12 protein-coding genes and 1 pseudogene are annotated in these 15540 nt (G+C 69.1%); 8 read left to right on the top strand and 5 right to left on the bottom strand.

What is annotated here, in order from left to right:
- The first annotated feature begins 36 nt into the window (after positions 1–36).
- The 7 genes from N8I84_RS10480 to N8I84_RS10450 all read left to right on the top strand — a co-directional run bounded on the left by N8I84_RS10480 (position 37) and on the right by N8I84_RS10450 (position 7864).
- Complete coding sequence (locus N8I84_RS10480) at positions 37–1377, top strand: ABC transporter substrate-binding protein (protein ID WP_263229266.1); 1341 nt, start codon at positions 37–39, stop codon at positions 1375–1377.
- Positions 1378–1455: 78 nt separating this feature from the next.
- Complete coding sequence (locus N8I84_RS10475; protein ID WP_263229265.1) at positions 1456–2253, top strand: rhamnogalacturonan acetylesterase; 798 nt, start codon at positions 1456–1458, stop codon at positions 2251–2253.
- 30 nt (positions 2254–2283) lie between these two features.
- Positions 2284–3666, top strand: coding sequence for a pectate lyase family protein (locus N8I84_RS10470; protein ID WP_390898874.1), 1383 nt, complete (start codon positions 2284–2286; stop codon positions 3664–3666).
- 2 nt (positions 3667–3668) lie between these two features.
- Positions 3669–4772, top strand: a complete 1104-nt coding sequence (locus tag N8I84_RS10465; protein WP_263229264.1) for a pectinesterase family protein — start codon at positions 3669–3671, stop codon at positions 4770–4772.
- 2 nt (positions 4773–4774) lie between these two features.
- Positions 4775–5809 (top strand): pectinesterase family protein, encoded by a 1035-nt coding sequence (locus N8I84_RS10460; RefSeq protein WP_263229263.1) that lies wholly within the window; start codon positions 4775–4777, stop codon positions 5807–5809.
- 46 nt (positions 5810–5855) lie between these two features.
- Positions 5856–6968, top strand: a complete 1113-nt coding sequence (locus N8I84_RS10455) for a right-handed parallel beta-helix repeat-containing protein (protein ID WP_263229262.1) — start codon at positions 5856–5858, stop codon at positions 6966–6968.
- Positions 6969–7069: 101 nt separating this feature from the next.
- Positions 7070–7864, top strand: coding sequence for an HAD family acid phosphatase (locus N8I84_RS10450; RefSeq protein ID WP_263229261.1), 795 nt, complete (start codon positions 7070–7072; stop codon positions 7862–7864).
- Here the strand turns inward: N8I84_RS10450 and N8I84_RS10445 are convergent.
- The 3 genes from N8I84_RS10445 to N8I84_RS10435 all read right to left on the bottom strand — a co-directional run bounded on the left by N8I84_RS10445 (position 7857) and on the right by N8I84_RS10435 (position 11709).
- Positions 7857–10067, bottom strand: coding sequence for a family 43 glycosylhydrolase (locus tag N8I84_RS10445; protein ID WP_263229260.1), 2211 nt, complete (start codon positions 10065–10067; stop codon positions 7857–7859). The two genes, N8I84_RS10450 and N8I84_RS10445, sit on opposite strands and share 8 nt — an antisense overlap.
- A 227-nt stretch (positions 10068–10294) precedes the next feature.
- On the bottom strand, positions 10295–11155 hold the full coding sequence (locus N8I84_RS10440; RefSeq protein WP_263229259.1) for a hypothetical protein: 861 nt from the start codon (positions 11153–11155) through the stop codon (positions 10295–10297).
- Positions 11152–11709: a SigE family RNA polymerase sigma factor gene (locus tag N8I84_RS10435; RefSeq protein ID WP_263229258.1), complete on the bottom strand. Its 558-nt coding sequence runs from the start codon at positions 11707–11709 to the stop codon at positions 11152–11154. Before N8I84_RS10435 ends, N8I84_RS10440 begins: the two co-directional genes overlap by 4 nt.
- Positions 11710–11964: 255 nt before the next feature.
- Here N8I84_RS10435 and N8I84_RS10430 point away from each other — a divergent pair, with 255 nt between their 5' ends.
- Positions 11965–13416, top strand: coding sequence for an NCS2 family permease (locus N8I84_RS10430; RefSeq protein WP_263229257.1), 1452 nt, complete (start codon positions 11965–11967; stop codon positions 13414–13416).
- Positions 13417–13524: 108 nt separating this feature from the next.
- Here the strand turns inward: N8I84_RS10430 and N8I84_RS10425 are convergent, their stop codons facing one another.
- Positions 13525–14982, bottom strand: a complete 1458-nt coding sequence (locus N8I84_RS10425; protein WP_263229256.1) for a peptidoglycan D,D-transpeptidase FtsI family protein — start codon at positions 14980–14982, stop codon at positions 13525–13527.
- A 75-nt stretch (positions 14983–15057) separates the two neighbouring features.
- A pseudogene (locus N8I84_RS10420) lies at positions 15058–15504 on the bottom strand (GNAT family N-acetyltransferase).
- Positions 15505–15540 lie beyond the last annotated feature (36 nt).

The following is a 15540-nucleotide window of genomic DNA, read 5'->3' as shown; positions in this document are numbered from 1 at the left end:
ACCTCCCCGTCGTAACCAGAAGAAGAGAGCCGATCAATGAAGATCACCGACCGCAGAAGCAGGCGTGCCGCTCTGGCCGTCGCCGTGGGTTCCGCGCTCGCCCTCACCGCCACCGCGTGCGGCGACGACGGCAGCGGCTCCGCCGGCGACAAGGGCACCGAGGGTTCCGGCAAGGGCCAGATCACCTTCTGGGACAACAACGGCGGTGTGCGCACCGACATCTGGAAGCAGGTCATCGCCGACTTCGAGAAGAAGTACCCGGACATCAAGGTCGACTACGTCGGCATTCCGGCCGCGAGTGCCCAGTCCAAGTACGACACCGCCATCCAGGGCGGCGGCCTGCCCGACGTCGGCGGTGTCGGCACCGCGATGCTCGCCGAGGTCGCCGCGCAGGGCGCGCTGGAGCCGCTGGACAGCCGCCTGGAGAAGAGTCCGCTGGGCGGCAAGCTGAGCCAGAACCTGCTGGACAGCAGCAAGGCGGCGGGCGGCGACGGCAAGCTGTACCAGATTCCGACCTCCGCGAACAACGGCACCCTGTGGTACCGGACCGACCTGTTCAAGAAGGCGGGCCTCGACGCGCCGACCACCTGGTCCACGTTCTACGAGGCGGCGGACAAGCTGACCGACAGGAGCAAGAACGAGTTCGGCTTCACCATCCGGGGCGGCAAGGGCTCCATCGCACCGGCCTTGGACGCGATGTACAGCCAGACCGGCATCACCTCCTTCTGGAACGGCGACAAGACCACCGTCAACGACCCGAAGAACGTGGCCGCCCTCGAGAAGTACGTGGCGCTGTACAAGAAGGACACCCCGACCGCCGACGTCAACAACGACTTCACCAAGATGGTCGCCCAGTGGGACAGCGGCACCATCGGCATGCTGAGCCACAACCTCGGGTCCTACCAGGACCATGTGAAGGCGCTCGGACCGGACAAGTTCCGCGGCATTCCGAACCCGACGCTGGACGACGGGACCCGGGTGCAGGTGTCCAACCCGGTCGACGGTCTGAGCGTGTTCAAGTCCAGCAAGAACAAGGCGGCGGCCTGGAAGTTCATCGAGTTCGCCGTCTCGCACGAGGAGAACTCGAAGTTCAACGAGTCGGCGGGGCAGGTGCCGGCGAACGTGGACGCGGCGAAGGACGCGTGGATCCAGAAGGCCGAGCCGACGAAGCTCGCGGCCGAAGCGCTCAACGGCTCCGGCACCAAGATCGTGCAGCTGCCGTACTACCTGCCGGACTGGAACACGATCTCCAAGGCCGACAACGAGCCGAACTTCCAGAAGGTGCTGCTCGGGAAGATGACGGCCCGGCAGTTCCTGGACACCCTGGCGGACCAGCTGAACAAGGCCCAGGCCGAGTGGAAGAAGCAGCAACGTTAAGACCCGTTTCGGATCAGCGCTGACCCGCGCCTTTCGAGAGGGTGCGGGTCACCACCTCTCTGTGGAAAGGCACCCGCTGTGTCTCTTACTCGTAGACAGGTCACCTCCGCAGCCGTCGCCGCCGTTCCGCTCGCCCTCGCGGTGAGCGGCCCCGCGCGCGCCGCAGGCCGCCGCCACCGCACCCTCTACATCGCCGGAGACTCCACGGCCGCCCAGAAGTACGCCGACGCCGCGCCCGAGACCGGGTGGGGCATGGCGCTCCCCTTCTTTCTGCGTGAGGGCCTGGCCGTCGCCGACCACGCCGTGAACGGGCGCAGTTCCAAGAGCTTCGTCGACGAGGGGCGGCTCGCCGCCGTCCTCTCCGTGATCCGCCCCGGCGACCTCCTTCTCATCCAGTTCGGGCACAACGACGAGAAGACCGCCGACCCGGCCCGATACACCGAGCCCTGGACCACCTACCAGGACTATCTGCGCCTGTACATCGACGGTGCGCGGGCGCACGGCGCCAGGCCCGTTCTCGCCACCCCCGTCGAGCGGCGGAAGTTCGACGCGGACGGCAACGCCGTGCCGACCCACGGCGACTACCCGGCGGCGATGCGCGCCCTCGCCGAGGACGAGCGTGTCGCGCTGCTCGACATCGAGGCCCTGTCGCTGGCGCTGTGGCAGCGGCTCGGTGTCGAGGAGACCAAGAAGTACTTCAACTGGACGGCGACCGAACAGGACAACACCCACTTCAACCCGCCCGGAGCGATCGCCGTGGCCCGTCTCGTCGCGGGCGAGCTGCTGCACCGGCATGTGCTGGCGCCCCGGGACGTCCGCCGGCTCGGCGAGGAGATCCCCGAGTCCTGGATCACCTGGCCGCCGCCCGCCGCGTAACCACCCATCCATCCCAAGGAGAGCCGCACCATGCGCCCACAGAAATGGCATGGTCATGTCACAGCCACAGCCACAGCCACAGCCACAGCCACAGCCACAGCCACAGCCACAGCCACAGCCACAGCCACGGCGACCGTGCTGATCGGCTGCACCGCCCTCGTCCTGACCGTGACCGGCCCCGCCGCGCACGCCGCCCAGCCCCGCGACCTCGGCCGCCGGACCCTCGCCGCGCACGACGGCTGGGGCTCCTACGGCACCGGCACCACCGGCGGAGCGGCCGCCGACGCCGCGCACGTCTACACCGTCACCACCTGGGACCAGTTCAAGGCCGCCCTCGCCGACGGCGGCTCCGCCCCCAAGATCGTCAAGGTGAAGGGCATGATCGACGCCGACGGGCCGAGCTGTGCGTCCTTCGCGGTGCCCGGCTACGACTTCGACACCTACCTGAAGACCTACGCCCCCGAGACGTGGGGCCGCAGCAAGAACCTGGACGGCGAGCCCGACAACAGCCCCGAGGGCCTGCGCCGCGCCTCCGCCGCCGACCAGGACGCCTACATCAAGGCGAACGTCCCGGCCAACACCACCATCGTCGGCATCGGCAAGGACGCCGGCTTCAAGGGCGCAAGCCTCCAGATCAAGGGCGTGGACAACGTCATCGTCCGCAACCTGACCTTCGAGAGCCCCCTCGACTGCTTCCCGCAGTGGGACCCGACCGACACCGCCGACGGCAACTGGAACTCCGAGTACGACAGCGCGGTCGTCTACGGCTCCACCCACGTGTGGATGGACCACAACACCTTCACCGACGGCGACCACCCGGACAGCACGCTGCCGTACTACTACGGCCGGATCTACGAGCAGCACGACGGCGAGCTCGACATCGTCAAGGGCGCCGACTACGTGACCGCCTCCTGGAACGTCTTCGCCGACCACGACAAGACGATCCTCATCGGCAACAGCGACAGCGCCTCCACCGCCGCCGTCGACCGGGGCCACCTGAAGGTCACCTTCCACCACAACCTGTTCTCGAACCTGGTCGAGCGCGCCCCGCGCGTCCGCTTCGGGCAGGTCGACTCCTACAACAACCACTTCGTGGCGGGCGACGGCTACTCCTACAGCTACGGCATCGGCATGGAGTCCCAGCTCGTCGCCGAGCACAACGCGTTCACGCTGCCCGACGGGGTCAAGGCAGGCTCGATCCTGAAGAAGTGGAAGGAGGCGCCGGTCACCGCTGCCGACAACTACGTCAACGGCACGCTCACCGACCTGATCGCCGTGCACAACGCGGAGATCCCCGGCGAGACGTTGCAGTCGGGTGCCGACTGGACGCCGACCCTGCGTACCAAGGTCGACCCGGCCCGGGCGGTTCCGGGGATCGTCGACCACCGCGCGGGTGCGGGAAAGGTCTGCTGACCGTGGCGGCCACCGTGGGACGCAGAGCCCTCCTCGCCGCGAGCGCCGGCGCCGCCGTCGCGCTCGGTCTCCCGTGCCCCGCCCGGGCGGACTCCGCGTTCGGGCGGTACGGCTCGCCGTCCGCCCGCCTCACCGGGAAGACCCTGTACGTCCACCCGGGCGGCGCCGGGGACTTCACCAGCGTGCAGGCCGCCGTCACGGCCGCGAGCGGGGACGGGTACACGCTGGTCATCGCCCCGGGGACGTACCGGGAGACGGTCGTCGTGGACGCCGTCCGCACCGGCATGACCTGGATCGGCGCCTCCGGGAACGCCCGGGACGTGGTGATCGTGTACGACAACGCCAACGGGACGCCCAAGCCCGGCGGCGGCACCCACGGCACCACAGGCTCGGCCACCACCACCGTGCAGGCCGACGGGTTCACCGCCCGCCACCTCACCTTCACCAACGACTTCCTGCGCGCCGACCACCCCGAGATCACCGGCACGCAGGCCGTCGCCATCAAGGTGCAGGGCGACCGCAGCGCCTTCGAGCGGTGCCGGTTCCTCGGCCACCAGGACACTCTGTACGCCGACTCGATGGCGCTCGGCACCTTCGCCCGGCAGTACTACCGGGACTGCTACGTCGAGGGCGACGTCGACTTCGTGTTCGGCCGGGCCACCGCCGTCTTCGAGGGCTGCCACTTCCGCACTGTGAACCGGACGGACCTGGCAGCCGCCCCCTACGGCTTCGTCTTCGCCCCCTCGACCGCGGTCGCCGACCCGCGCGGCTACCTGGTCACGAGGAGCCGCATCAGCAGCGAGGCTCCGGACGCGTACTACAAGCTCGCGCGTCCGTGGGTGCCCGGATCCGACCCCACCGCCCGCCCGATGCTGACCGTCCGGGACACCCACCTCGGTGCCGGCATCGACGCGGTCGCACCGTACGCCAACATGTCCGACTCCCACCCGTGGCAGAACCAGCGGTTCGCGGAGTACCGCAACACGGGACCCGGCGCCGCGATCAGCGTCCCCGCCAATCGGCCCCAGCTCACCGCCCCGGAGGCCCGGTCGGCCACCCGCGAGGCCTACCTCGGTGACTGGACCCCCTGGTGGAAGGGGTGCTGACAATGGACCGACGCACCCTGCTGACCGCATTCGCCGGCGGTCTGCTCGCCGCCGGCACCACCCCCGCCTTCGCGTCCGCCGCACGCCGGGTCCTGCACGTACGCCCCGGCGGTTCGGTACAGGCCGCGGTGGACGCGGTCACCGGGCCCGGGTGGACGATCGTCCTCCACCCGGGTACCTACCGGGAGGTCGTGAGCGTGCCCGCCACCGCACGCGAGTTGACCCTGCGCGGCGCCACGGGCGACCCCCGGGACACCGTCATCGTCCACGACAACGCCAACGGCACCCGGAAACCGGACGGCTCCGGCACCTACGGCACGGCCGGCTCGGCCACCTTCACCTCGGCCGCGCCCGGCCTGACCGTGCGCGACCTGACCCTCGCCAACGACTGGCTGCGGGCCGACCACCCGGAGATCACGGGCACGCAGGCGGTCGCGGCGTACGTGACGGGGGACCGCTCCCTCTTCCACCGCGTCCGGCTGCTGGCCCACCAGGACACCCTGTTCGCGGACACCACCGTCCTGGCCTCCTTCGACCGGCAGTACTACCGGGACTGTTACATCGAGGGTGACGTCGACTTCGTGTTCGGCCGGGCCACCGCCGTCTTCGAACGCTGCCACTTCCACACGCTCGACCGGTACGTCGCCTTCAAGCCGGAGGGCATGGTCTTCGCACCCTCCACGGCCCGCGCCAACCCGCGTGGATTCCTCGCGGTCCGCTGCCGGGTGACCTCCGGCGCCGAGGACGGGGCGTACAAGCTGGCCCGGCCCTGGGTGCCGTCGTACGAGACGACCGCCTGGCCGTCGCTGGTGGTCCGGGACACCTGGCTCGGACCCGGCATCGACGCGGCCGCCCCCTACACCGACATGCGGGACGCCCACCCCTGGCAGTCCATGCGCTTCCGCGAGTACCGGAACACCGGACCCGGCGCCGTGATCAGCGTGCCCGACAACCGCCCCCGACTCACGGACGAGGAAGCCGCGCTCCACACGCGGGAGACCTACCTCGGCGACTTCAGGCCCCGCGTCCCCCACTGACGCACCAACCCCCCACCCCTTCCCCGAGACGAAAGGACCGCACTCCATGTCTCGTCGCACCGCTCTCACCCTGGGCGCCGCCCTGGCGTTCGGCGCAGGTCTCGCCGTGCTCCCCACCCAGGCGCAGGCCGCGACGGTCGTCGTCAGCAACTCGACCGACCTGGCGAACGCCGTCAAGACCGCCACCGCCGGCACCGTCATCCAGGTGCGCGGCGGCACCTACTATCCGACGGCGACCCTGCAGTCCACGGCCAACGGCACCTCCTCGACGCCGATCACGCTCACCGCGTACGGCTCGGAGACGGTGAAGATCGACGGCTCCAAGTTGCCGTCCGGCTCGTGGATCTTCAAACTGACCGCCGACTACTGGAACGTCTCCAACATCACCTTCCAGAACTCCCCGGACAGCGCGGTCGTCTGCCAGTCCTGCACCGGCACCAACTGGAACAACATCAAGACCATCAACGGCGGCGACTCCGGATTCACGCTCACCGGCGACGGCACCGTGAACAACACGGTGAAGAACCTCGACTCCTACGGCAACTACGACGCCGCCGACCACGGTCAGAACGCCGACGGCGTCGCCATCAAGTTCGGCTCCGGGACCGGCAACCTGGTCACCGGGGCCCGGCTCTACAACAACTCGGACGACGGCATCGACCTGTGGTCGTTCTCGTCCCCCGTCACCATCGAGCACACCTGGTCCTTCGGCAACGGCAAGAACCGCTGGAACGACCCCGCCTTCGAGGGCAACGGCAACGGCTACAAACTGGGCGGCAACGGCGTGACGGTCGCCCACGTCGTCAACAACTCCGCCGCCTGGGACAACGCGGGCAACGGCTTCACCGAGAACTCCAACACCGGTGCCATCGTCATCAACCGCACCACCGCGTACGCCAACGCCAAGTGGGGCTACTACTTCGCCACCAGCTTCGCGAAGCTCGGAAGGAACCTGGCGGTCGGCAACGGCAGCGGCCTGGTCAGCAAGGGCTCCAAGGTGACCTCGGCCGGCAACAACTGGGACTCCGGTGTCTCGACCCCGGCCTTCAGGTCCACGGACGCGTCGACCACGTACAACGCCCGCAAGTCCGACGGCTCCCTGCCTGACACGACCTTCCTGACCACGGGCAGCACCACCGTCGGCGCGACCATGAACTGACCCGGGAGGGGCACCGCATTGGGCCCGTTGGCCGGTCGGGAAGGTATCGATCGGGCAACGGGCCTCGCGCTCACGGTGGTGACGCGCGTAGAAAACCTGTCATGCATAAGCCACTTCGTATCGCGGCCCTCGTCGCCGCCTGTGCCGTCGCCGGCGGGGCCCTCTACGGCGCCGGCGCGGCCACCGCCGGTCAGTCGACGGCGAACTCCACCCACGAGCCCTACAACATCGGGCTCCTGGTGAAGGACATCGACACCTACTACGGCACCACGGCCGACGCCAACGGTGTCTACCAGGCGTCCCCGGACAGCCCGTACGCCGAGGACCTGGCGCGCATCGACGCCGACGCCAAGCACTACATCGACAAGGCCGCCCGCAAGGCGCACCACCGGGGTGAGAAGCCGGCCGTCGTCTTCGACATCGACGACACGCTGCTGCTCAGCCTCGACTACGAGAAGCGCTACAACTACACGTACAACTCGGCGACCTGGGCCGCGTACGTGAACAGGGCGGACCGCCCCGCGGTGTTCGGCAGCCCCGAACTCGTCCGGTACGCCGCGTCCAAGGGCGTCGAGGTCTTCTACAACTCGGGGCTCAGCGAGGCGCAGCGCTCCGCCGCCGTCGAGAACCTGAAGAAGGTCGGCGCCGATGTGAACCTCGACGCCGACCACATGTTCCTCAAGGACGCGGCCAACCCGCCGTCCTACCTGAGCGGCTGCGCCACCCCGGGTGCCTGGAAGTGCACGACCGTCCAGTACAAGTCCGGCACCCGCAAGCACATCGAGGACCTGGGGTACGACATCGTCGCCAACTTCGGCGACCAGTACTCCGACCTTGACGGCGGCTACGCCGACCGGACGTACAAGCTGCCCAACCCGACGTACTTCGTCAGCTAGGCCGCACCGGCTTCACCGACTGCAGGGTCGGCACCACCGGATTGATCGTGCCGTCGGCCGCGAACTCCATGCGGTCGACGGTCGTCTCCCGGTGCATGCCGTCCCCGCCGGCCTTGCCGGGGCCGTTCAGGGCGAACCGGTGGTACACGATGTACCAGTCGTCGGTGCCGGGCACGTTCACCACTGAGTGGTGGCCGGTGCCCAGGATGCCGTACTCGGGGCGCTTGGACAGGATGGTGCCCCGCTTGGTCCACGGGCCGAGCGGGGACGGGCCGGTGGCGTAGGCGACGTGGTAGTTCTCGCTGCGGGTGTCGTCCTCGGACCACATGAAGTAGTACGTGCCGTTGCGCTTGATCACGAAGGATCCCTCACGGAAGTCGCCCGTGGTGATGTCCTTCACCTGGGAGGCGACGTACGACGTCATGTCCGCGTTCAGCGGGACGACGTACGCGTGGCCGTTGCCCCAGTACAGATACGACTGGCCGTCGTCGTCCGTGAAGACCGCAGGGTCGATCATCTGGCCCTTCAGGCTCCCGCCCTTGGCGACCAGCGGTTTGCCCAGCGCGTCCTTGAACGGGCCCGCGGGCGAGTCGGCCACCGCCACGCCGATCTGCTGCTCGGCGCAGAAGTAGAAGTAGTACTTGCCGTTCTTCTCGGCGATCGTCGGCGCCCACGCGTACTTGTCCGCCCAGGAGACGTCCGGGCCGAGATCCAGGATCACGCCGTGGTCCTTCCAGTGGACCAGGTCCTTCGACGAGTACGCCTTGAAGCTGGTGCCGCTCCAGCCGTTGTAGCCGTCGCTCGTCGGGTAGATCCAGTACTGGCCGTCCAGGTAGGCGACGTCGGGGTCGGCGTTCAGGCCGGGCAGGACCGGGCTGCGGGTCGGCACCGCCTCCACCGTCCAGGTGCGCTTCGTGCCGTCGGCGGCCGTGACGCTGTACGTCTGCGGGGTGCGGAAGTCACGGCGGGTACCGGAGGGCGGGGTGATGGTCGCGCCCTCGCCCAGCCACAGCCTGGGAGCCAGGTGCCGCAGGTCCGCGTCCGGGTCCATCGGCAGGACCACCTTGCTCGACGCCTCGGTGACGACCGCGTACCCCTTCTGGCCGTGCGCCGTCGCGTCCACCACCGACGTGCCGGTCGCCGGGTAGGCGGCCAGCAGCCGGTCGTACTCGGCCTGCGTCACCGGGAGCACGGTGCCGTGACGGGGGCTCGCCGGCAGCTGGTAGTTCGTGGACGGAGTCCACTTGCCCGAGTCCAGGTCGGTCGTCTCGAACGGGACGTAGCCCCGGCCGCCGTACTCGTCGATGAACAGGTACCACTTCTTCTCGGTGTTGGACTTGAACACCGTCGGGCCCTCGCCGCGGTCCATCGCGCCGCTGCCGATGCAGTCGGCGACGAAGTCGTACTTCGTCGAGGTCAGAGACGCCGACTTCTCCGCGGTGATGAACTTCGAGCAGGGGGAGCTGGAGGACGGGTCCCGCTCGTCCTTGGTGTAGCGGTAGTAGGTGTCCTTGTACTTGACCACCGTGGAGTCGATCACCGAGTAGCCGGGGTCGTCCCACACCTTGGGCGCGCTGAAGGTGCGGAAGTCCTTCGTCGTCGCGTAGAGCATCTTGTTGTACGTCGAGCCCGTGTGGTCCGGGTCGTCGTCGGCGTACAGCTTCGAGGCCCAGAAGACCACGTACTCGCCGAGCGAGTCGTCCCAGTAGGCCTCCGGCGCCCAGGTGTTGCCCGCGTTGTCGGGCGCGACCTTCACCAGGCGCTGGTCGGTCCAGTGGACCAGGTCGGTGGACTCCCAGATCATGATCGACTTGCTGCCGTGGCGCTGGACGTAGTCCCAGCTGCCGCTGCTGTTCTTGTACATCCTGAGGTCGGTGGCGATCAGGTAGAACTTGTCACCCTTGGGGGAGCGGATGACGAAGGGGTCGCGCAGGCCCTTCTCGCCGATCGTGGACGTCAGCACCGGCTTGCCGCCGTTCAGCTCCCGCCAGTGCAGCGGGTCGTTGCCACGGCTGAGCGCGTAGCGGATCTGCTCGCCGTCGGCAGTGCCCTCGCCGGTGAAGTAGGCGAAGAGGTAGCCGGCGTACTCGGGGTGGTTCACGGGCGGTGCTCCGGAGTGTGCGGGGCTGGGCGGCGCGGCGAGCAGGCTCAGCAGGAGGGCGAGGAGGGGGACCAGGAGCGTGCGGGCGGTGCGGGGTCGCATGACACATCCTGTGGGAGTCTGATGGATTCTGTTGGCTGCACTGCCATCGGAGTGTCACCAGTGGGGGACAGAACGTCAATCGGTGCGTGAGGGGTGCGGGGGACCGAAAATTTCGATCGCTTTCGGGCCCGGTGCGGCAACCCTCTTGGCCCGCGGCGGCGACCAGTTACTGCCCTCGCCGACCGGAACCGGCGGGGGCGTTCTCGTGCGCTCCTGGTCGGCGCTTGTTACGAGTCGCCGCCCGCGCCGTCGCCTTGCGCGGCGAAGTCGCCCTTCACCGCGAGGTGTTCCCCACCCGCCGTCGCCGTCATCGTGTAGCTGTCGCCCCTGGCGTCCCGGCCGCCGCGGGCGTGGTCGTACTGCCCCGCGAACACCCACTGGCCCGCCGGGACCGTACGGCCCTGTTCGAGCACCCAGGTGTAGACGAGGAAGCCGTCCTTCTCGGCGACCGTGAAGGTGAAGTCCTGCTCCGGAAGCGACCGCCAGGAGCCCGTCGAGGACACCCCGCCGGTCTGCGCGACCTTCAGCTCGACGGTGAGCGAGGTGAGTTTCTCGCTGGTCTTCAGGGTCAGGTTGCTCTGTGCCCAGAAGTCGTTGCTGTGCGGGTCCACCGAGCCGTCCGACCACAGCGGACCGTCCTGGGCGCCGGAGGCGGCCGGCGGGGTGGTGGCGGTCGCGGGGGTCTTCGGGGACGCCGACGCCGAAGGGCTCTGTTTGCCCGGGGCGTGGGACGCGCCCTTGCCCGGGGTCGGCTCGGCCGGGCCCACCGGTGCGCGGCTCGTCGCGGACGGGGACGGGGTCGGCGTGGGCGGGACGGCGACCGTCTGCCGGGCGGGGGTGTCGTCCTTCACCGCCGAGGCGACCGCGTAGCCGCCCAGCGCGAGGACGCCCGCGACCCCGGCCGTGGCGCCCATGACCCGCACCCAGCCCCACAGCGGCGGACGCGTGGCCCGGCGGCTCGGACGGAACGGCGCGGCCATGCCGCGCTCGACGCGGGCCAGGATGCGCGCGCGGTCGGGCTCGTGCGCCTCGGCCGCCGCGTGCAGCCTGGCGCGCAGCTCGTCGTGCACGTCACGCGGCGTAGTCATCGGTCCCTCCCTCCAGTGCGCACCACCGCGGCGTGAACGCGCCGAGGCGCCTCGACGGTGCCCAGGAGCCGCTGCAATTCGGCCATCCCCTTCGACGTCTGGCTCTTCACCGTACCCACCGAGATGCCGAGCGCGAGCGCCGTGTCCTTCTCGGAGAGGTCGAAGGCGTGCCTCAGCACCACGCACGCCCGTTTGCGGAACGGCAGCCGGCGCAGGGCCTCCTGGACGTCCACGACCGCCGGGACGTCCGGGTTCTCGGTCTTCTCCTCGCGCTGCGACCAGAAGAGGGCGATCCGGCGGCGTTCGCGCACCGCGCTGCGGATCCGGGTGCGGGCCAGATTGGCGACCACCCCGCGCGCGTACGCCACCGGGTGGTCGGCGGCGCGCACCCGGTCCCAGCGGTGCCACAGCGCGAGCAGCGCGTCGGCCGCCAGATCGTCCGCGGCCTCCGCCTCACCGGTCAGCAGGTGGGCGAGCCGGGCGAGTTCGGCGTAGTGCCGCTCGAAGAAGGCGTGGAACTCCACGGAGGCGGCGTCGTCGACGACAGTGCCCACGTCCGACCTCTCCTCGCTGCGGCTCCGGCACCTCTACCGGCACCTGTGGATGTGATGTAAGTGCCATGTGGACGTCCGGAGCGCGGTCCGGGACGAGATCCGGAAGCGTAGCAGCGTTCGTACGGAGCTTCGAACGTCGTATGGCGGGCCGAATTCTCCGATTCCGTAACACGGTGAAAACCTGAAACGGGTTCACCACGGGAACAATCCAGCCAGCATCCCGCACCGGTTCAACAGGCAACAAGGAGTACTGCCATGCCCGACACACAGAAGGTGGCCGGCCGGTCAAGTGCCGCGCCCCCGGCGGCCAACGGCCTCGACCGGTTCTTCCGGATCTCCGAAGGGGGCACCACCTTCGGCCGTGAGATACGCGGCGGCCTCGCCACGTTCTTCACGATGGCCTACATCCTTGTCCTGAATCCGATCATCCTGGGTAGCGCCAAGGACAAGTTCGGTCACCAACTGGACACCGGCCAACTGGTCACGGCCACCGCGCTGGTGGCCTGTGTGATGACGATCATCATGGGTGTCGGCGGCAATCTGCCGCTCGCCATCGCCGCCGGCCTCGGACTCAACGCTGTCGTCGCCTTCCAACTCGCTCCCCTGATGAGCTGGGCCGACGCCATGGGCCTCGTCGTCATCGAGGGCGTCCTGATCTGCGTCCTGGTGCTCACCGGACTGCGCGAAGCGATCATGAATGCGATCCCGCAGCAGCTGAAGCAGGCCATCGGCGTCGGCATCGGTCTGTTCATCGCGTTCATCGGCTTCGTCGACGCCGGGTTCGTCAGCCGCATCCCGGACGCCGCGAACACCACCGTGCCGGTGCAACTGGGCGCCGTGGGGCACCTGACCGGCTGGCCCGTCCTGGTCTTCTGCCTCGGCGTGCTGCTCACCATCGCGCTGCTCGCCCGCAGGGTGAAGGGCGCCATCCTGATCAGCATCGTGACCATGACGGTCGTCGCGATCGTCATCAACGCCGTCGCCGACATCAAGAGTTGGGGCCTGACCACCCCGAAGCTCCCCGACAAGGTCGTGGCGGCCCCCGACTTCGGGCTCGTCGGTCACTTCAGCCTGTTCGGCGCCTTCGGCGAAACGAGCGCCATCACCGTCGTCCTGCTGATCTTCACGCTGATCCTGTCGGACTTCTTCGACGCCATGGGCACCATCGTCGGCATCAGCGCGGAGGCCGGGCTGCTCGACGAGCAGGGCCAGGTGCCGGGCATCGGCCGGGTGCTGTTCATCGACGGCGCCGCCGCGATCGCCGGCGGCGTGGGCTCCGCCTCCTCCAACACCGCGTACATCGAGTCCGCCGCCGGCGTCGGCGAGGGCGCGCGCACCGGGTTCGCCAACCTGGTCACCGGCGGCCTCTTCGGCCTCGCGCTGTTCCTCACGCCGCTGCTGACCATCGTGCCGCTCCAGGCGGCGGCGCCCGCCCTGATCGCGGTCGGATTCCTGATGATGACGCACGTCAAGCACATCGACTGGGACCGGTACGAGATCGCCATCCCGGCGTTCCTCACCATCGCCGCGATGCCGTTCACGTACTCGATCACCGACGGCATCGGTGCCGGATTCCTGTCGTACGTCGTGATCAAGACGGTCCTCGGCAAGGCCAAGGAGGTCAACTGGCTGCTGTGGGGCGTCTCCGCGCTGTTCCTGGTGTACTTCGCGATCGATCCGGTGGAGCAGATCCTCGGCGTGCGGTAGTTCCCGCGGAACGCCGCATTCGACTGCGACTGCGACTGCGACTGTGACTGGGCCGCGGGCCGGACCCCGGCCGGGACAGCACCGGCCGGGGGCTTCACGGCGCTCGGCTCAGCTCTTGAGCGCGGCCTGCATCATGGCCTTGGCCACCGGCGCCGCCAGTCCGTTGCCGCTCACCTCGGAACGCGCCGCGTCCGACTGCTCGACCACCACCGCGACCGCGACCTCCTTGCCCGTCGCGTCGGACTTGCCGTACGCCGTGAACCAGGCGTACGGCACCTGGCTGTTGTTCTCGCCGTGCTGCGCGGTACCGGTCTTGCCGCCCACGGTGACGCCCGGGATCTGCGCGTTGGTACCCGTGCCCTTCTCGACGACCGTCTGCATGGCGGACTCCAGCTGGGCCGCGGTCGAGGAGCTGACGATCCGCTTCGTGGACGTGTCGTTGTCGTAGTTCTTCAGCACATCGCCGCCGCTGTCGGTGATCTGCGACACCATGTGCGGGCTGACCAGCTCACCGCCGTTGGCCAGGGCGGCGGACACCATGGCCATCTGGAGCGGGGTCGCGGTCACGTCGAACTGGCCGATACCGGACAGGGCCGTCTGCGCCTGGTCCATCTTCGAGGGGTACACGCTCGGGTACGCCCGCACCGGCACGTCCAGCTGGTCGTCGTTGAAGCCGAACTTCTCGGCCATCGCCTTCACCTTGTCCTGGCCGAGGTCGACGGCCATCTTCGCGAAGACGTTGTTGCACGAGTATTCCAGGGCCACCCGGATCGAGGCGTTCTCGCAGGGCGCGGAGGGGTTCTCGTTGGACAACTCGTCGGTCGACAGCGGCAGCCGGTACGGGTTCGGGCTGACCGTCTTCTGGTCCACCGACGAATAGAGCCCGTCCTCCAGCGCGGCCGCCGCCACCACCAGCTTGAACGTCGATCCCGGCGGCAGGGGCTGGCGCAGCGCGCGGTTGGTGAGCGGCTTGTCCGGATCGGCGTTGAGCTGCTTCCAGGCGGCCCCGGCGGTGTTGGCGTCGGTCAGCGACGACGGGTCGTAGGACGGGGTCGAGACGACAGCGAGGATGCGGCCGGTCTTCGGGTCGATCGCGACGGCGGCGCCCTTCTTGTCGCCGAGTGCGTCGTACGCCGCCTTCTGCACGTCCGGGTCGATGGTCGTCACCACGTTGCCCGGTTCGGCCCGCTGGTTGGTGACCGTGTCCATGACGGTCTTCAGACGGGGATCAGTGCCGTCGAGCAGCTCCTGGTAGATGCCTTCGAGTTGGGTGGGCGCGTAGCTCTGCGAGGCGTAGCCCGTCACCGCGGCGTACAGCCTGCCGTCGGTGTAGGTGCGCTTGTACGCGAGGTCGCCGCCGGTCGTCCGGGCCGAGCCGGTGACCGACCTTCCGGCCACGATGATGTTCCCCAGCGGCTGCGAGTACGTCTCGATCGCGCCTCGCCGGTTGTCCTTGTCGTCCGCGAGCGCCTTGCCGTCGTAGAACTGCACCCAGGTGGCCCTGACCAGCAGAGCGAACACCAGTGCCAGCACGAAGACGGAGGCGCGCCTGATCGTCTTGTTCATCGCGCCAGGAAGACGAACGGGACGGGCCGGATCGTTCCCGAACGCCCCATTTCTCATCCCGCGCTCATGAACGGCTCAGGCGTCCAGCGTCAGCACGACCTCGTCGATCTCCTCGTCCCGCGCCCACGCGTAGCCCCTCGCTCGCGCGCTCTCACGGAACCCGCACTTCTCCAGCACGCGCAGCGACCCCGCGTTGCCCACCGCCGCCCGTGCGTACAGCGGGCGTTCCGGCACCTGAGCCGGCAGCGCCCGCAGCGCGGCCGTCGCCACGCCACGCCCCCAGTACCCGCGGTCGATCCAGTACGTCACGTCGCGCTCGCCCGGTTCCCCGTACTCCCCCAAGCTGCTTCGAGCAGGGGGTACCCCCAGCCGCGCTCCCCACCACGTCGCCGTCCGCCAGGACCGTGCGGGCGAGGACGTCGGACGAGGACCGTATCTTCTTCCAGTGGGCGTCGAAGACGTCCGGGTCGGCCGGGTCCCCGGGGGCGAAGCGGCCATCCGGACCGCCGCGGGATCGCTCATCTGCCGCTAGAACACCTGCAGGTCGCCGTCGTGGAC

The organism is Streptomyces cynarae, assembly GCF_025642135.1.
Taxonomy (GTDB): domain Bacteria; phylum Actinomycetota; class Actinomycetes; order Streptomycetales; family Streptomycetaceae; genus Streptomyces; species Streptomyces cynarae.
The sequence above is the reverse complement of the archived record's forward strand: the minus strand, read 5'-3'. Positions and strand labels throughout refer to the sequence as shown.